The organism is Kitasatospora sp. NPDC001309 (assembly GCF_042896295.1).
Classification (GTDB): domain Bacteria; phylum Actinomycetota; class Actinomycetes; order Streptomycetales; family Streptomycetaceae; genus Kitasatospora.
The window spans coordinates 44,447-61,501 of sequence record NZ_JBIAXC010000007.1 but is presented as its reverse complement, the minus strand read 5'-3'; the positions used below and the strand labels follow the sequence as shown (position 1 = coordinate 61,501).

General features: G+C 72.4%; 16 protein-coding genes. 11 read left to right on the top strand and 5 right to left on the bottom strand.

What is annotated here, in order from left to right:
* Positions 1-447: 447 nt before the first annotated feature.
* From ACFY2K_RS09505 to ACFY2K_RS09480, 6 genes are all read left to right on the top strand, one after another.
* Positions 448-1,116 carry a TetR family transcriptional regulator gene (locus ACFY2K_RS09505; protein ID WP_380640574.1) on the top strand — a complete coding sequence of 223 codons (669 nt, stop codon included), beginning with the start codon at positions 448-450 and terminating at the stop codon, positions 1,114-1,116.
* 299 nt (positions 1,117-1,415) lie between these two features.
* A complete protein-coding gene (locus ACFY2K_RS09500; RefSeq protein WP_380398723.1) occupies positions 1,416-2,639 on the top strand; it encodes an IS701 family transposase in 1,224 nt (407 codons plus the stop codon).
* Positions 2,640-2,934: 295 nt separating this feature from the next.
* Positions 2,935-3,423 (top strand): nucleoside deaminase, encoded by a 489-nt coding sequence (locus ACFY2K_RS09495; RefSeq protein ID WP_375894890.1) that lies wholly within the window; start codon positions 2,935-2,937, stop codon positions 3,421-3,423.
* Positions 3,420-4,082, top strand: coding sequence for a DsbA family protein (locus ACFY2K_RS09490; protein WP_380525426.1), 663 nt, complete (start codon positions 3,420-3,422; stop codon positions 4,080-4,082). Before ACFY2K_RS09495 ends, ACFY2K_RS09490 begins: the two co-directional genes overlap by 4 nt.
* Before the next feature lie 175 nt (positions 4,083-4,257).
* The gene (locus ACFY2K_RS09485; RefSeq protein WP_360235350.1) at positions 4,258-4,578 is read left to right on the top strand and encodes an SMR family transporter; all 321 of its coding nucleotides are present in this window, start codon (positions 4,258-4,260) and stop codon (positions 4,576-4,578) included.
* A 46-nt stretch (positions 4,579-4,624) separates the two neighbouring features.
* A complete protein-coding gene (locus ACFY2K_RS09480; RefSeq protein ID WP_375894884.1) occupies positions 4,625-5,026 on the top strand; it encodes a DMT family transporter in 402 nt (133 codons plus the stop codon).
* Positions 5,027-5,214: 188 nt separating this feature from the next.
* On the opposite strand, the gene ACFY2K_RS09475 is transcribed toward ACFY2K_RS09480, so the two are convergent.
* The gene (locus ACFY2K_RS09475; protein ID WP_380588982.1) at positions 5,215-5,595 is read right to left on the bottom strand and encodes a hypothetical protein; all 381 of its coding nucleotides are present in this window, start codon (positions 5,593-5,595) and stop codon (positions 5,215-5,217) included.
* On the opposite strand from ACFY2K_RS09475, the gene ACFY2K_RS09470 reads away from it, so the two are divergent.
* The 3 genes from ACFY2K_RS09470 (at position 5,594) to ACFY2K_RS09460 (ending at position 8,926) form a co-directional block, all read left to right on the top strand.
* Entirely contained in the window at positions 5,594-5,899 is a 306-nt protein-coding gene (locus ACFY2K_RS09470; protein ID WP_387710494.1) for a hypothetical protein, read from the top strand. The two genes, ACFY2K_RS09475 and ACFY2K_RS09470, sit on opposite strands and share 2 nt — an antisense overlap.
* On the top strand, positions 5,896-6,567 hold the full coding sequence (locus ACFY2K_RS09465; RefSeq protein ID WP_387710492.1) for a response regulator: 672 nt from the start codon (positions 5,896-5,898) through the stop codon (positions 6,565-6,567). Before ACFY2K_RS09470 ends, ACFY2K_RS09465 begins: the two co-directional genes overlap by 4 nt.
* 439 nt (positions 6,568-7,006) lie before the next feature.
* A complete protein-coding gene (locus ACFY2K_RS09460; protein ID WP_387710490.1) occupies positions 7,007-8,926 on the top strand; it encodes an NAD-dependent epimerase/dehydratase family protein in 1,920 nt (639 codons plus the stop codon).
* A 104-nt stretch (positions 8,927-9,030) separates the two neighbouring features.
* Here the strand turns inward: ACFY2K_RS09460 and ACFY2K_RS09455 are convergent, their stop codons facing one another.
* The gene (locus ACFY2K_RS09455) at positions 9,031-11,001 is read right to left on the bottom strand and encodes a family 20 glycosylhydrolase (RefSeq protein WP_387710488.1); all 1,971 of its coding nucleotides are present in this window, start codon (positions 10,999-11,001) and stop codon (positions 9,031-9,033) included.
* Between the two features lie 308 nt (positions 11,002-11,309).
* Entirely contained in the window at positions 11,310-12,536 is a 1,227-nt protein-coding gene (locus tag ACFY2K_RS09450; RefSeq protein WP_387710487.1) for a hypothetical protein, read from the bottom strand.
* 251 nt (positions 12,537-12,787) lie between these two features.
* Here ACFY2K_RS09450 and ACFY2K_RS09445 point away from each other — a divergent pair, with 251 nt between their 5' ends.
* Positions 12,788-13,897 carry a peptidoglycan recognition protein gene (locus ACFY2K_RS09445; protein WP_387710485.1) on the top strand — a complete coding sequence of 370 codons (1,110 nt, stop codon included), beginning with the start codon at positions 12,788-12,790 and terminating at the stop codon, positions 13,895-13,897.
* A 101-nt stretch (positions 13,898-13,998) separates the two neighbouring features.
* Here ACFY2K_RS09445 and ACFY2K_RS09440 read toward each other — a convergent pair whose 3' ends face one another.
* Positions 13,999-14,997 carry a SpoIIE family protein phosphatase gene (locus ACFY2K_RS09440; RefSeq protein ID WP_387710483.1) on the bottom strand — a complete coding sequence of 333 codons (999 nt, stop codon included), beginning with the start codon at positions 14,995-14,997 and terminating at the stop codon, positions 13,999-14,001.
* A 264-nt stretch (positions 14,998-15,261) separates the two neighbouring features.
* On the opposite strand from ACFY2K_RS09440, the gene ACFY2K_RS09435 reads away from it, so the two are divergent.
* Positions 15,262-16,074 (top strand): hypothetical protein, encoded by an 813-nt coding sequence (locus tag ACFY2K_RS09435; protein ID WP_375894859.1) that lies wholly within the window; start codon positions 15,262-15,264, stop codon positions 16,072-16,074.
* 68 nt (positions 16,075-16,142) lie between these two features.
* Here the strand turns inward: ACFY2K_RS09435 and ACFY2K_RS09430 are convergent, their stop codons facing one another.
* Positions 16,143-16,889, bottom strand: coding sequence for a polysaccharide deacetylase family protein (locus ACFY2K_RS09430; RefSeq protein ID WP_387710481.1), 747 nt, complete (start codon positions 16,887-16,889; stop codon positions 16,143-16,145).
* Positions 16,890-17,055: the final 166 nt, after the last annotated feature.

Below are 17,055 nucleotides of genomic sequence, written 5' to 3'. Positions count from 1 at the left end.
CAATGCCTATTCGCCGCCGATCGGAATGGATCCTCCCGCCGCCCGTCGGGCCCGCCGCGCACCCGGCGGTTTTCCCGGGCACTCCGGATCCACCGCACCCCGGGCCTCCCTGCCCCGGGGTGCGGTGCCGTACTCGGCCTCACGCAACCTCCCGAGGACCGTCACGCCCCCGCCCGGCCACGCTTCCGCCACGTCTCGGCCACGCTCCGGCCACGCTTCCACCACGCCCCGGTTCCCGGTGGCGCGGAGGGGATCGCCGCAGGTCGAGCCAGGTGAACGCGAGTTCGACGATACGTCAGGACGCCGCCGGGACCGGGGTATGCTTGCCGCGTCGTCACGGGGGCTGGTGCACGAACGAGCCGGAGGGGCCATGCAGCTCACACGAAGTCCCTGGGGCGTCCAACGGTCCGCGGCCGCACCCGTCGCGCGGTACCGGCGCGCGCCGCAGTGCTGAGGCAGGCCCGCGCGGAACAGACCCGCTCCGCCCTGATCGACGCCGCCGCCGGACAGTTCGCCCGGCACGGCTACGCCGGCGCCACCCTGGCGCGGATCAGCCAGTCCGCCGGGGTCACCTCGGGTGCGCTGACCTTCCACTTCCTGACCAAGGAGGACCTCGCGCAGGAGGTGCTCAGGGCGGGGGCGGCCGCGACCTCCTCGGCGCTGGACGAGGTCCAGCAGCTCACGACGCCCGGGCTGGCCGCGGTCAGCCGGCTCACCCAGCTGCTGGCGGCCTTCCTCCAGCAGGACGTCCGGGCCCACGCGGCGATGCGGCTCGCGCACGAGTGCCCCGGTTCGCAGGGCGCCTGGGAACAGGCCTGGCGGCCCGCCCTGCTGCACGCGCTGGAACTGGCCCGGGCGGGCGGCACCACCGACGCGGAGCTCGCCGACATCGAACTGCTGGTCGCCTACCTGCTGGCCGGCGCCGAGGCGCAGCTGCGCTCCGGCCGCCCGGTCAGCGTCGTCGAGCACGAGCTCGGCCGACTGTGGCGGCGGGCCGGGGCGGGCTTCGGCGCCCGGCCGGAGGACGGCTCCGACCCCTGCGAGCACGACCGGACGCCCGCCCCGCCGCGGTTGCGCGCCCCGTCCCGGGGCGACGCTGCCCGCAACGAGGGGTGACCGGGCGGTAGACGTACGGCGACCGCGGGCACACCCGGCGGCACGCCCCTGACCTGCGGGGCCGATGTCCCGCAGGGCGTGCCGTGCCCGGATCCGCGGGGGCGATTCCATTTCCCGCGCGGACCGCCGACCCCGGCCGCCCCTTCCCCGGGCCGGGCGCGGGCGATTCGCGCCAGGGCTTTGTATCGAGTTGGCGAAGTGGCGACCGGAAGTCCTTTACCCGAGAAAAAAATAGTGCTCATTCTTTAGTGTGGGTGGATCTGTGTGAAAGCCGCAGCCGCAACACGGGAGGGGTAGCTATGAGGGGATGGGACTCCGTCACCCAGTTCACGGACCAGCTGTTCGGCCACTTGCGCCGAGCTGACCAGCGCAAGTGGGCCCACACCTACGTCAACGGCCTCCTCAGCACGCCCGGGAAGAAGTCCATCCGCCGGCTGGCGGCCGTGTCGAGCGACTCCCCGACCGCTTCGCAGGCCCTGCACCAGTTCGTCAACGAGAGCCCCTGGGAGTGGGATCCGGTCTGCGACCAGCTCCGGCAGTGGGTCGAGGACCGGGCCCGGCCCAAGGCCTGGACGATCGCCCCCGTGGTGCTGCCCAAGCGCGGTGAGAAGTCCTGCGGGGTGCACCGCCGCTTCATCCCGCACACCGGACGGACCGTCAACTGCCAGATCGGCATGGCGGTCTTCATGTCGACGGAGGCGGGGGAGTTCCCCGTGGGCTGGTGCCTGTTCCTGCCGGAGACGTGGGCCGCCCAGGGGCCGCTCCGCGAGCAGGCCCGGATCCCGCACACCGCCACCGCCTCGTGCGAGGGCCAACTCCTCAACCTGATCGACCAGATGGCGCAGACCTCGCAGTACGACCCGGTCCCGGTGGTGGTCGACCTGGACGGCTACCTGGACTCGCGCCGGCTCGTCGAGGGCCTGACCCGGCGCGGGCTGGACTTCGCGGTCGCGATCCCGGACAGCTTCCCGCTGGCCCCGCTGGAGCACCAGGCCTCCGGCTCCCGCCGGCCGGTGGCCGCGGCGGCCCGGACGGTGAGCGAGCGGTGCCCAGAGGTGCGCTCCGGGGTCTGCAGAGCGGGCTGGGCGTCCGTGCGCGACGGCCTGGTGCAGGTCCCCGGCGCCGTCGCGGCCGACCAGAGACCGCAGCCGTTCCGGCTCTTCACCCAGCCCGACGAGGACGCGACGGGTGCGGGGCAGCTCTGGCTCACCAGCATGGTGCACCGGCCGGTCGACGAGCTGCTGGAGTACGCGGAACGGCACGCCGCGACCGGGGAGACCGTCGAGCTGCTCGAACGGCGGTTCGGGCTGAGGGACTTCGAGGGCCGCTCGTTCCCGGGGTGGCACCACCACATGGCCCTGGTCTCGGCCGCCTTCACCTACAGCCGCCTGGCGGCCGACCTCGGCATGCGGGCCTTCCGCCCCGGCCCGGGCGCCGGAACCGACGGTCTGGCGAGGCCGCCGCTCGTGCCCTGCTCCCGGTGGGTCCGGGAAGCCTCCCTGGGGTACCCCGTAGCAGTCTGAGCCGTCGCTTCGGGCGCGCCGCCGACCCCTCCCGGCACGCCCGACGCGCTCGGCGCGGGGTCGACGATGCCCCAATTGTCGTGCCGGCATGAGCTGATGAGCGTGGGTCAGGCGAAGTTCTTCACCGCCGGCGATTGACAGCAAGATGTATGTTCATGCAAGCTCTACCTGTCCGCCTGAGGTTCTCACGGGCAAAAACAACATGTACATACAAGCAACTACCTGGGGACTCCATGCCTGATCCCACGGCACCCACCGTCGACACCGCGACCGCGGTCTGAGCGGGGGAGCAGCGTTGCGTTATTCCGAACTCTCCGAGAGCGAGCTGACCGAGTACGCCCGCGAGGCGGTACGGATCAGCCGCGAGCACGTCGCCAAGGGCGGCATCCCGTTCTCCGGTGTGGTGATCAACAGCGGCCGGATCCTCGGCACCGGTGTCAACCGGGTGCGCGAGGACAACGACCCCACCGCGCACGCCGAGGTCACCGCACTGCGGGCGGCCGCCGCCAAGTACGGACTGCACGCCACCGCCGGATCCACCCTGATCGCCTCCGGCGAGCCCTGCGCCCTGTGCTACATGGCGTCGCTGTACTTCAGCGTCAGCCACATCGTCAACGTGGTCGACCGCAAGACGGCCGCGCGGTACGGCTTCGACTACACCAGCTCGTACTCGATCTTCGCCGAGGACCCGGAGACCTGGCCGATCAAGGTCACCTCGATCCAGATCCCGGAAGGCACGGCGCCGTTCGAGGACTTCCTCACCATGGAGCGGGGGCGGCCGTGAGCGGAACGGCAACCGGCAGGATCGGCATCAAGGTCTGGTCGGACTACGTCTGTCCCTTCTGCATGCTGGCCGAGGGCCCGCTGCACGAGGCCACCCGCGACCTCGACGTCGACATCGAGTGGATGCCGTTCGAGCTGCGGCCCCACCCCACCCCGACGCTGCGCCCGGAGGACGACTACCTGCCGGCGATCTGGGACCGCGCCGTCTACCCGATGGCCCGCCGCCTCGGCGTGGACATCACCCTCCCGACGGTCTCGCCGCAGCCCTACACCCGGCTGGCCTTCGAGGGCTACCGGTACGCGGCCGAGCACGGCCGGGCCGCGGAGTACACCCCCCGGGTGCTGCGGGCCTTCTTCCAGGAGAACCGGGACATCGGCGAGGTGGCCGTCCTCGCCGACATCGCCGCCGAACTCGGCCTGGACAGCGCCGACTTCGCCGAGGCACTGACCTCCGGCCGGTACACCGAGGCGCACCGGGCGGCGCTGCGGGACGCGGAGGCCAACCGGGTCTCCGTCGCGCCCACGATCATCATCGACGGACGCCACCGCATCGAGGGCGTGCCCTCCGTCGCCCAGATCCGCAAGGCCGTGCTCGACGCCCAGGCCGAGCAGGAGGCCCTCGGGGGCGCCGCTCCCGCCTGCGGGATCGACGGCTGCTGAACCGGCCCTGACGCCCGGCTCCCCGCCTTCCCCCCCGCGTTCCCCCCTGCGTTCCCTCTGCCTTCCCGCGTTCCCCCGCTTCCCCTGATCTACCGCTTCCCCCTGTTCCCCCCGTCTTCTCCCCGCTCCACCTCTCCCCGTCAACGCCGACCTCCCAAGAACGAAAGGACCAGCCATGCAGTGGTTCTACCTCGCGATCGCGGACATCTTCGAGATCGCCGTCGCCATCGCGGCCGGCAAGGCCGAAGGCTTCAAGAACCGTACGTGGACCGCCGTGACCCTGATCACCGGCGCCCTCGGCACCTTCTTCCTCAGCAAGGCACTGCTGACCTTCGACGTCGGTGTCGGCTACGCGATCTGGACCTCCGTCGCCGGCGTCGGCATCACCCTCCTCGGCGCCCTGCTCTTCGGCCAGCGCCTGAACTGGCGCAAGGCCGTCGGCATCGCCGTCATCATCGCCGGCGTCGTCGGCCTCCAGCTCAGCGGCGCTGCCTGATCCTCCCGCCCCCACCCGGCTCCACCTCCCGAAAGGACCCGTGCACATGTCCGACACCGGCCGCAACTCGGTCAACCCGTGGATCATGCTCCTGCTCGCCGGCGGCTTCGAAGTCGGCTACGCGCTCGCCGTCGGTGGAAGCCACGGCTTCACCCGGCTGACCTGGTCACTGGTCGCCGTCGTCTTCTTCCTGCTGACCCTCTGGGCCCTGAGTGCCGCGCTGCGCACCATCGACGTCAGCATCGGCTACGCCGTCTGGGCCGGCATCGGGTCGGTCGGCGCGGCCCTGCTGGGGCCCGTCGTCTTCGACGAGAGCCTCACCCCGGCCAAGGCCGTGTGGCTGGCCGTGATCATCGCCGGCGTGGTCTGGCTCAAGCTCGCCGACCGGCCGCAGAAGTCCGCCGAGACCGCCGCCGCGCCGCGTGAGGTCCAGACCGCGGACGCGTGACGGGCGCGCCGCCCCGGTGCGGGAAGCCGCCGCGCCGCTCGTGAGGCGCACCCCGGCCCGGTCCCGACCGGGTGGGGTGCGGAGCGGCCGGGGTGTGGTTCAGGGCCTCCTGGTGGCCGGTCGGATGTCGGAATCCGATCGGACGGCCAGGAGGCCCTTCTCGCGTTCCTCGTGCCGGGGGGCCGGTGTCAGAACAGCGAGGGGTACATCCCGGCCGTGGCGCCGCCCAGGAGCGGCACCGTCAGCACCAGCCATCCGCGGGTGCTGCGGGTCGGCACGCCCCGCTGCCCGACCATCAGCGCCACGGCCATTCCGGCCGTGGCGGGCAGCAGCACGCCGAGCATCGCCAGCGAGAGCAGGTCGGGAACCTCATGCCGGGTCACCGCCCATCCTGTCCCCAGGCCCAGGGCCGCTGCCGACAGCAGTTCCCTTGTGGGCGCGAGCAGTTCGTGCCGGGCCCGGGTCGCGCCCGCCATGCGGGTACGGTGGCGTACCGCGAGGAGCATCCATCCCACCCCGACGAGGACGAGGGCGGTCTCCGCCACGAGAACGATCTGTGCCAGGTGCATGGAGTCCCTCCTATTCGTCTTCGTCCCGTACCGCGGAGGCGCGGCGCTGCTGCTGCCGTCCGCCGAACCGTCCCGCGAGGCCTTCGTCCGTGACCACGGCCTCGGGGATCCGTTCGCGCGGGCGGCCGTCCGGGGGCAGGAGCCCGAGCCGCCGGCCGGTGCCGGGTGCGAGTACTTTCCGGACTACGGTGACGAAGGGGCGGTCCGGCTGGCGGTGCACCGGTACTGCTTCCTCGGTGACCGGCTGGTCGAGGACACCGTGATCCCCACCGACATCCCCGTCCCGAGAGGCCCCGGATCGTGATACGCGTGCTGCTCGCCGACGACCAGGACCTGGTCCGGGCCGGCATCAGGCTCGTGCTCGGGTGCGCGGACGACCTGGACGTGGTGGCGCAGGCCCGCGACGGCGACGAGGCGGTCCGGCTGGCCACCCGGATCCCGGTCGACGTGGCGCTGCTCGACATCAGGATGCCGGGCGCGGACGGCCTGACGGCGGCCGAACGGATCGCCGAGCTGGCCCCCGCGGTGAAGGTCGTCATGCTGACGACCTTCGGCGAGGAGGAGGACATCGCCCGGGCGCTCCGGGCGGGCGCGGCGGGCTTCCTGCTCAAGGACAGCCCCCCGGAGGAGCTCATCCAGGCGGTCCGGACGGTGGTGCGCGGTGAGCCGGTGGTGTCCCCGCGGGTCACCCGGCACCTCATCGACCGGTACCTCGCGGCGAGCGCGTCCGGCGACGAACCGGCTCCCGCGCGCCAGGGGGTCGACCGGCTCTCCGGCCTCACCGCCCGGGAACGCGAGGTCCTCGCGCTGCTCGGGACCGGCGCCTCCAATGCCGACATCGGGGCGCGGCTGCACCTGGAGGCGGGCACGGTGAAGACCCACGTGAGCAGCCTGCTGGCCAAGCTGGAGTGCGCCAACCGGGTGCAGGCCGCCGTCGTCGCCCGCGACGCGGGTCTGCTGCGCGGCGCCTGAACCGTCGTCGGGACGACTCCCGGGCCCGTCCCCGGCCGGCCGTCCGGCCGCTCCGGCCTCTGCCGAACGGCACGGTCGTTCCGGCCGGTCGGCCCGCGAAATCCCGTCCCCGCCGAACCTAGGATCGGGTTGGTCCGGATCAAGGCCGCCGTCCGGGTCGCGGGCCGGTGCACATGGTGCAACGAGGGCCGGACTTTTTGAATTGGTGTAGACCTCTGTTCGAATCTCGTGCACCGTGTTCCCCGGAACAGCCGACGCTCCCCGGGGCCGGTCGGTCGCGGCGGGGTGCACACCCCCGTGGTGAGGTGGGCGCGCGCGGCTGACGGTCGGTCGTGCGCCGGGGCGGGACGGGGCCACTTCCACCACAGCCGGACTCCCGGCGCCACCTCTTGAGAACAGGAGTTCCCTGACCGTGCACATTCGGTTGAGCGGCGTTGTCATGGCCAGGCCGGAACGGGCGGCCTCCGCCCGGGAGCTGGCCGAACGGGCTTCGCCCGAACCGTACGCCGTGGTGACGGCGCGGGGGATCAACGGATCGAATGCCGCGATCCGCGCCTGGTCCACCCCTCCACCGGGATCCACCCACCACGTGCTGATCGAGGAGGGAGCCGTCCTCGGGAAGGACTTCCACGCGCGGGTCAGCGCAGCCGTGCGGGCCGCGCCGGAGGCCGCGCTCGTCCTGCACGCCCACCCCGACACGCCCGCCGCGGCCGCGGTGCGGATGGCCGCCCTGACGGGGCACCGCTGGGCGCCCGGTGTCGTGGGTGCCGTACCGACCACGGCGCTGGTCCTGCCGACCGGCCGGGCCGAAGGCTTCGTCCGCTACGCCACCCGCCGCACCCACCGGACCGGGCACGGTCCCGTCCTGGCCCGCTACCTGAGGACCTTCGGGGTGCCCACCTACCTGGCCACGGCGGAGCACGTCCGGTTCCCCCTGCCGTTCCACCCGGTCGACGACCCCGCGCCGTCGTCCCGGCCGCAGGACGCGGAGGTCGACACCGGCTGGAGCCGGGCACCAGGGCTCGCCGCACTGGACGCCGTCCCCTTCTTCGTCCGGGGCGGGGTCCACGTCGCGACCCGGATCAGGAGTGGCTGGGCGACCTCCCCGGCGCACCACTACCTCGCCCGGCTCGGCCTCGACCCGGCCCGCTACGACCGGCGGCTGCGACTGCTGTTCGGCCTCAACTCCGACGCCTCCACCGAACTGGTCGAGCGCATCGGCCCGGAACTGTCCACCAGGCACTGGCTGACCGCGTTCCTGATGGGCGTGGTCACCAGCGCCCGTCTCCCCCCGGACGGGTCGTCGCAGCGGAGCACCGACGGCGCCGCCACCGACCGGGGCCTGGCCACGGTGGGAGTCGGAGGCCTGTCCGCCGCCGTCGACTGGCTGACGCTCGCGGAGCTGCGGCCCAGCCTCCTGGAGGTCGCCCGCGAGGCCTACCGGGCCGGTCTCGCCCGCGGGGCCCGGCTGCCCCCGGACACCGGGGGCGGGGGACCGCGGCGCCGACGGCGGGCCCGACGACTGGTCCTCACCGGTGCCGACGAGCCGATCGGCACGGCGCTCGCCAGACGCCTCGCCGACGCCGGTTGGGAGGTCACCGCGGTCGCGCCCCGGCTGCTGGTCCACGACTACCCGGGCGTGCGCGAGTTGGCCGCAGACCCCGTGCGGCGGGAGGCCCTCGACCCGGTGCTCCCGGGCGCGAGCGCGGTCGTCCACCTGCTCTCCCCCGAGACCGCCGACTCCTGCGCCGCGGACATCGGCAGGCTCTGGGCCCGGGTGGAGAACGTCGTGGCGGGCGCGGCGAAGGCCGGGGTGCCGCAGGTGGTCTGCGTCGGCGATCCGACGAGCGTGGACCTGGCCCTGCGCTGGGGACCCGCCGCGGACCGCCCGCTGTGGCCGGCCGCCATGGCCCCGGACGGGGTGCGGACACCCGCCCCCACGGTCCACTGGCTCCGGCTGGGACTGGTCTTCGGCCCGGAGGTGCTCGACGGCTCCGTCGTGGAGCAGGCCCTGCGGCGCACCCTGCCGCCACGGGCCGACCGTACGGGGGACGAGACGACGGAGACCTGGCGGCCGGTCTACATCGACGACGTGGTCGACGCGGTCGACCGCACCCTCCAGGCGCCGCCCGTCCACCGGATCATGAACATCACCGGCGACGAGCGCCTCACCACCGAGGACATCGCCCTCGCCGCGGCGCGGCTCGACAGCGGCCGCCCGGTCATGGCCGCCACCACCGCGGCATCCCGCAACGGCGGACCGCGCCGCGGCGGTACGGCGCTCGGCTGGGCCCCGCGTACGGGCTTCGACCAGGGGCTCGCGGCCCTCGCCGAGTGGATGGAACTCCAGGTCGACTGATCGGCACACGCCGCCGGGTACGGGGTCGTCCGGCGGCCCGGAGGCCCGGACGGGTCGTCCACCGGCCGGTGCGGCGGCGGACGACCCGTCCGGGTGCGGGGCGGTCAGTTGCCGAGACGGAGGCTGTAGAGGGAGTAGCCGTAGGCGGTGCCGCGGTGGATGCCCTGCATCCTGACGTAGCGGGTGTCGGTGGGGGTGAAGGTGAGGGTGTCGGTGCCGGCGGTGGTGCGGCCGCGTTGCTGGGAGACGGTGGTCCAGGTGGTGCCGTCGGTGGAGACCTGGAGGTCGTAGTCCCGGGCGTAGGCGCTCTCCCAGGTGAGGGTGGCGGAGGAGACCCGGCGTACGGAGCCGAGGTCGACCTGGAGCCACTCCCCGTCGGTGCGCTTGCTCGACCAGCGGGTGTCGGCGAGCCCGTCGGTGGCGTTGGACGCCTGCCACTTGGGCCCTTCACTGGAGGAGGCGGTGGTGGTGCGGCCGAGGGCGAGGTCGGCGGTGACGTCGTCGGACCCGAGGGTGTCGGGCAGGTAGCCGGTGCCGGGGCCCTGGCCGACGGCGCGGACGGTGTCCAGGAACGCCTGGTAGTCGGTACCGGCCCTGGTGCCGGACCACATCTTCTGGGCGAGGGCGGGCAGGCTCTTCTCGATCAGGCCGTGCACCTGGAGTTCCGTGTAGTCCTCGTGCACCAGGTCGTTCCAGACGGCTGGCATCGCGCCGAGCAGGTGGGGGTCCTGCTCGGCCAGGCTCTGGCCGTCGGAGAAGACGTTGGGCTGCCAGCTGTCGAAGATCGCCTTCCCGTCCAGACCCTGGCCGTGGTAGTAGTTCGCGAACGGCACGACGTACAGCCAGTTGTCGTTGGAGTTGATGACCTTGGGGTAGCCGTCGGCGATGGCCTGCTGGGGGCCGTACCAGCCGTTGCTCCAGCTGTCGACGGTGATGTCCTTGTCGTAGCCGGCGCCGCCGCCGGAGACCCTCTTCTGACTGCCCCACATGGTGACCTGCTTGCCCAGGCTCCGGACGTAGGGGGCGATGGTGTTGACGTACCCCTTGAAGTCGGCGGCCGGGCCCTTGTACTCGTCGGCGCCGATGCCGACGGTCGGGCCCCGGAACCACGGGGTGAACTCGGCGTAGACGGACTTCATGAAGTCGGTGGCGGCGGGCTTCGAGAGGTCCAACTCGTCGGAGTCGCCCTTGTTCAGGCCGATCCCCGGTTTGAACCTGGTGAACGCCCGGGCGTGGGCCGGTGCGTCGATCTCCGGGATGATGGTGACGCCGACCGCGGCCGCGGTGTCCTCGAAGGAGTCCCAGTCCGCCTTGGTGTAGGAGCCGTCGGCGGCGGCCAGTCCGGCGAAGGCGGGGTTGTCGCTCCTGAGGCGGAACGCCGCCTGCGCGGTCGACCAGTTCGCCGGGGATATCTCGTTGTCGTTCAGGTGGAGTTGGAGCGTGTTGAGCTTCTGGTAGCCCATCCACTGGATGTACGAGCGGATGAACTCGGGGGTGAAGTAGCGCCGTCCGACGTCGAGCATCAGCCCGCGCAGGGCGTAGTTCGGGTAGTCCACGACGGATCCGACCGGGAGGCTGCGGTGGTCCGCGGAGCCGGCGAGCAGCTGGAGCAGGGTCCGGGTGCCCTCGACGGCGCCCTGCTGCGCTGCCCCGGTGACGGTGACCAGTCCGCGGTCTGTGTCGATCCGGTAGGCCTCGGCCCTGAGTCGGGGCAGGGCCGCCCCGAAGTCCGCGTCCGGGTCGACCTGGATGACGATGTCACCGTCACCGCCGGCATCCACCACGGGATCGATCTGATGGTTCGTCATCTCAGCCGCTTCACCGGTGAATTGCCCTACCAGGTGGCGAAGTTCGGGGGAGGAGTCGACGGGGGTGGCGACCCGGGGGTGGTCGGCCAGCACCACCCGCCCCTTGCCGCCCGTCCATTGCTGAACGGCGGGGACGACGGCGGGCGCCGTGTTCACCGGGACGGGATCAGCGGCGGCAGTGGACACCGTGGGGAGCAGCAGGGCGAGCGCGGAGACCAGTGGCAGGCAGACCGGTCTTCCAGCGAGGAGAAGGGCTTTGAGCCGCATGGGGGTGACCTCGGGTGGGGTGGGGGGGGCGTGCACGGCGCGCGGGTGTGAGCCTCCGGCCGCCGGGTGGCACGATGTGCCGCCATGATGAGGCGCCCCGGCCGGGCCGCCAAGAGAGGTCTGGACCATTCGCTGAGATTTCGCGGTGCAGAACCGCCGGAACCGCCCGGATCGGGTGAGAGCGGACGACGGGACGGCTCCGGACTCCGGACCGAACACGAAGAGGCCTCCGCCAGGTCAACTGCCTGGCGGAGGCCTGTTCATGGACGAAGTGCCGGGTGGTCGATCCTCCCCGCGTACGGGTCCGATCAGGAACGGCGTCGGCTGAGCCGCAGGGCCCCCACGCCGGCGGCGAGGAACGCGGCGGAGAGGCCGAGGAGGACCGGGGTCTTCGGGGCGCCGGTCTGGGCCAGCTCGCCGTGGTGGTGGTTGTAGTGGTGCTGCTCGCCGCCGCCGTGGTGGGCCGGCGTGTGCGGGTGCGACGGCACCTCCTTGGCGACGAGCTTGATCTTGTTCAGGTTGTACGCGGACTGCTGGTTGGCCTGGCTCTGGTGGTTGGAGAGGTTGTTGGCCTGCGAGGCCGACTGGTTGTTGAGCGCGGAGTTCTGGGCACTGTTGTGCGCGGAGTTGTTCGAATTGCTGGTGGCGCTGTTGTTGGCGCTGTTGTTCAGATTGTTGGCCACGGTGTTCTGCACGACGACGGTCACGGCGACGTGCTGGTCCTGGCCCTGGTTCTGCTGGGCGTTCTGGTCCTGCCCCTGGCCCTGGTTCTGGCCTTGGTTCTGGTCCTGGCCCTGACCCTGGTTCTGCTGGCCGTTCTGGCCCTGGTTCTGCTCCGAGCTGCCGTGTTCCCCGTGCCCGTGTTCCCCGTGCCCGTGTTCCCCGTGCTCGCCGTGTTCCCCGTGCTCGCCGTGCTCGCCGTGCTCGCCGTGCTCGCCGTGTTCCCCGTGCTCGCCGTGCTCGCCGTGTTCCCCGTGCTCGCCGTGCGGGGGAGCGCCGGGAGTCTCGGGCACGCAGATGCAGTCGGAGCCGCCGGGGCCGGGAACGTGGCCGTGGGTCTCGTGGCCGGGGGCCTGGTCGCAGGGCTTGCCGCCGTTGTCCCAGGCGCCTTCGGACAGGGCCGAATCCGGGGCCTTTTCCATCGGCTGGCCCTGCGCGCCGGGCCTGGTCGAGTCGTCCGGTTGCGCCGAACCCGGCGCCTGGCCGTCGAGCACGAGTCCCTCGGGCGTGATCCCCTCGGGGGCGATGCCCTCGGGCTCGGTGCCTTCGCCGGCGTCGGCGCGGTGGGCCGGGCGGACGACCTGCATCGACTGGAGGTCGCCGTTACTCCCGCTGCTCCAGGTGCCGTCCGATGGGACACCGCTCTCCTGGGCGAGCCGCAGCATGCTGTCGACCCATTCGCCCTGGGCCTGCGACGAGTCGACGGTCACGCTGTGGTCGATGGCGGGGGAGGCGTGGGCCACACCGCCGGCGCCCCAGAGGAGGGCGGACGACGTCAGGCCCGACAGGACCAGGGTGGTGATTCGAGTTCGCATGACGCTCCTGGATGATCCGCAAAACGGATCTTCTGAATACGCGCTTCTACCATCGGGAGGCGAAATGCGCCGCCGCGAGTTAACCGGCCTGGCCCAATGAATTGCTGAGAACGGGGGACTGCCGCCCGCGCTCCGCGCACCACCGCCCGCGCCGGCGCCCCGTCGCCGTCCCGGCCACGGATGCCCACCGTGACCGCACGGGCCCCGACGGTGACATGCGGGGATCGTGATTTGCCCTGAACATCCCTTACATGAGGATCTCAATCCCGGCAGCAGTCCTCGCCGGCTGCACCGCCACCCTGCTCTTCCAGCCCCCGGCCGCCGCTACGGACAGCTCGGTCGACCCGGCGCCGCGTACCTCCGCCGGAGGCGGCTCGGTCACCTCGGTGGCCCTCACCTCCGGCGGAGCCGTCGCGCCCCGGGCCACCCGCGCGTTCGACCTCCTCGGCGTGGTCTGGGACGGCCCCCCGACCGCCCTGGCCGGCGGCTCCGTACGAGTCCGCACCCGCGATGCCGCCACCGGCCGCTGGGGTGACTGGCACACCTTGGAGACCGGTGCCGACGGGCCCGACTCCGCCCAGCGCGGTTCCACCGCCCCGCTGTGGGTCGGACACAGCAACGGCGTCGCGGTCGACGTGCACCCCGGTCCGGCCGGTCTCCCGCGCGGACTGCGGGTCGACCTGGTCGACCCCGGCCAGGGAGCCGCGGCCGCCGATGACCAGCCCCTCACCGAACACGCGGCCGGGCCCGAGGCCCCCACGGCTCCGCGCCCCGGCATCGTCACCCGGAAGGGCTGGGGTGCGGACGAGTCCATCCGCGAAGCGGGCTTCGTGTACACCGGCTCGGCCCGGGTGGCCTTCGTCCACCACACCGACACCGCCACCGACTACGCCTGCTCCGACGCGCCCAAGGTGATCAGGGGCATCTACCTGTTCCACGTGCAGACCAACAAGTGGCGGGACATCGGCTACAACTTCCTGGTCGACCGCTGCGGCACCATCTACGAGGGCCGGGCCGGCGGCGTCAACCAGCCCGTGCTCGGTGCCCACACCCTCGGCTTCAACACCAACTCCTCCGGCATTGCTGCCATCGGGACGTTCAGCAAGGACGATCCGCCGCAGGAACTGCAGGACGGCATTGCCAAGATCGCCGCCTGGAAGCTCGACCTCGGCGGGTGGAAGGCCGACGGATCGGCCCAGCTCACCTCCGGCTCGGACGGCAGCCTCTACCCCAAGGGCACCGTCGTCGACTTCGCCTCCATCTCCGGCCACCGCGACGGCTTCGCCACCGAATGCCCCGGTGACGCCCTGTACCAGCGACTCCCCGACATCCGCGACACGGCGGCCCGCCTCCAGGGCTGACGAGCCGGCGGCCCGTCGACGCGGCTACCCGTCGGCGGACCGTACCCGTTCCACCAGGAGGACCACGGCGGCACCGTCCGACTCCCTCCCGGTGAAGGCCGTCAGATCCGCACACAGCAGGTCCGCGCGCTCCTCCGTCCCGCCCGCCCGCCACCCGCCTGTTCCGGTGAGTCGCGCCAGGCGTTCCGCGAGCGGGGGCCCGCGCCCCCGCATCCCCGGGCCTCGGCGACACCGTCGGAGCACACCACCAGGGTCTGCCCCGGGACGAAGGGCTCCTGACGCAAGAGCGGCTCGCCCAGGGCCAGTTCGGCCAGGCCCACGGGCGGGCCCGGCTCGCACGCCACGGTCCGCACGCCGTCGTCGTGGGCGACCAGCGGCAACGGCGCATGCCCGTACGACAGGAGCAGCACCTCCGCCGCGCCGGAGAACTCCGCGAACACGGCCGTCACGAGCACACCGGCCGCCACCGCCCCGGACACGCACGACTCCGCCCTGGCCGCCACCCCGGCCAGGGACGGCTCGTACTGTGCGGCCTCCCGGATCTCCCCGGCCACCCTGGCGATCACCCGCACCGCCGCCGGCCGGCCGCCACCCCGGACATCGCCCATCACCATCCGGACCCCGAACGGCGTCTCCAGCACCTCGCACAGCACGCCCCGGTCCTGGCCGGGCTCGGCCGTCGACACCCGCCGAACCGTCACGGCCAGGTCCCCCACCCGGCCGGGCGGTCGGAGCACCCCGCGCCGCACCGGACCCACCATCGGCCCCGGCGCCCGGCGGCGTGCCCTGCGCAGCCGGGCGACGCCCCCGAGGACCACGACGGCCGCCAGGCAGCTGACCGCCGTGCCCGTGAGCAGCCGTCCGCAACCGGCGGCGAGGTCCCGCCGCGGCTCCAGCACCGTTCGCACGGCGATCGATGCCAGATGGAGGACGAAGGCCGCCCACGGGACGGCCTGGAGCACCGATGACTCCAGGGCGGGCGCGAAAATCGCCAGGGCGGCGGAATGCGCCGACCTGCTGAGCAAATCCGTTCCCGCGAGTACCCCGAGCGCCGACACCGTCAGCACCAGGCCGCGTGTGGAGAAAGTCGGAGTCGACATGCCGCGACCTTAGAGGAACGGCGGATCCGATCGCTCCCCGCGCGCATTCGACACCCGGAGTACGGCCGACCTCACGATCGCCTCGGACGCCTCGGACGCCTTGGACAAAGGGTTCTGACGGTGAGGAAGACATTCTCGGGGATATCTTCGATATGACTAGTATCATTTGCTGGGAATGCCCTCGGGCAGGCTCGGTGAGTCCGTCCGGAAAGGCCGCGTCGCGCTACCCTGTGTCAATATTTCCGACCCGACGGGAAAGCGCAGATGACCGCAGAGACATCATGGTTCGACGGCACCGCGGGGATGCGCTGCGGAACGGCGGCGGAGCGGTGCCAGTACAAGAACCTCCCCCTGTGCGACCTCCCCCCGCTCGGTGTCGTCCGCCGCGCCCGGCTCGCCTTCGAGGACCTGCGCGAGAGCCGGAGCGGTCTTCCCGCACCCGGCCGGCCCTCCCGCTTCTCCGTGGGGGACTGGGTCCGGGTGAAGGACGAGGCGGCGGTGCGTGCCACCCTCGACGCCGAGGACCGGCATCGAGGGCTCTGGTTCACCCGTAGCCAATGGTCGTTCTGCGGTGGGGTCCACCGCGTCGAGCGCGTCGTGCGGCGCATGGTGGACGACCACTACCGCATGCGGCGCCTGGCGGACACCGTCACCCTGGCCGGCGCCACCTGTCACGGCGCCGACGGCACCCAGGGCTGCGGACTGGACTGCGCCCTGCTGTTCCGCGACGCATGGCTGGAGCCGGCCTCCGCGCCGCTCCCGCCCGCCCGGCCGGCCACGCGGTGGGCCACCGTGCGGAGTCTCGCGGAGATCAGCGCGACCCTCGGGGCCGACGGCCGTCTGGACGGCGTGCCCTTCCAGCCCGGCATGGAACGCCACGTCGGCACCCGCCACGGAGCCTTCGAGCTGCGCCACCGGTCGCTCGCGTGGTGGCAACGGCCCGCCGGAGGACGGTGGTTCATCCTCCGGGGCCTCCGCTGCGGCGGCGAGCCGGTGGCCAACGGCTGCGACCGCCAGTGCGCACTGCTCTGGCACGAGTCCTGGCTGCGGCTGGAGCCCGGCACCGCCGATTCCTGATCGCGTCGCGAGCTCCGGCTCCGCGGACACCCGTGGGCCGTCAACTGTGCGTTTTCAGAAGTGAGTTGTCAGCGCTGCCAGCGGTCGCGCGCCAGCTTGGCGATCATGCGCAGCGGCCCGTCCCGGTCGCCGATGTAGGCACGGGGAATCGCGTACCGCCCGCCGTGGGCTCCGGGGCTGACCGCGCACCCGTAGCTGTAGCCGGCTCCCGCCACCGCCGCCACGGCAGCGGCGTCGAGCGAGCCGTAGGGGTAGCAGAACCCCGCGACCTCCTGCCCCGTGAGGTCTTCCAGCGCACGGCGGCTGCCGGCGACCTGGGCCGCCAGATCCCGGGCACCGAGGCCCGCCAGGCGCTGGTGCGTCAATCCGTGCGAGCCGATCTCCAGTCCGGCGGCGACGACCTCACGGACCTGGAGTGCCGTCATCAGCGGTTTGCGCGGGCCCAGTTGGTCCCAGTCGTTGTACCCGCCCAGTCGGCCGGCCACCACGTAGACCGTCGCGGTGAAGCCGTACTCCACCAGTGCGGGCATGACCTCCTCGGTGAAGTCGCGGTACCCGTCGTCGAAACTGAGCCCGACCAACCCCCGAGCGGTGCCCTCCCGATGGCAGCGCAGCAGGGTTTCCACCGCCACCCCGCGCAGGCCCCACGAGGACAACCAGCGCAGCTGGCGACGAAAGCGCGCGGGGGAAACGGTGATCATATAGGGGTCGTCGCGTGCGATCGCCACGGAGTGGTACATCAGCGTCCACGGAAAATGCCCCGCCATTGTGCCGGTCGCCTGACCTGGAATGCTGCGTGGTCGGATGAATCGCACGTTCTGCTCCAGCTCCTGGGCGGCACCGCGTGTATCGGATGGAGTTCAAGGAAAATGAGATTCTGACAGCGATGGACCGGCTGTCCATCCGCGCCCGGCCAACCCGGAGCTTTTCACCCGAATGGCAGACCGGCCGGGGCGCTGTCGACCGCTGGGAGGCAGGGGC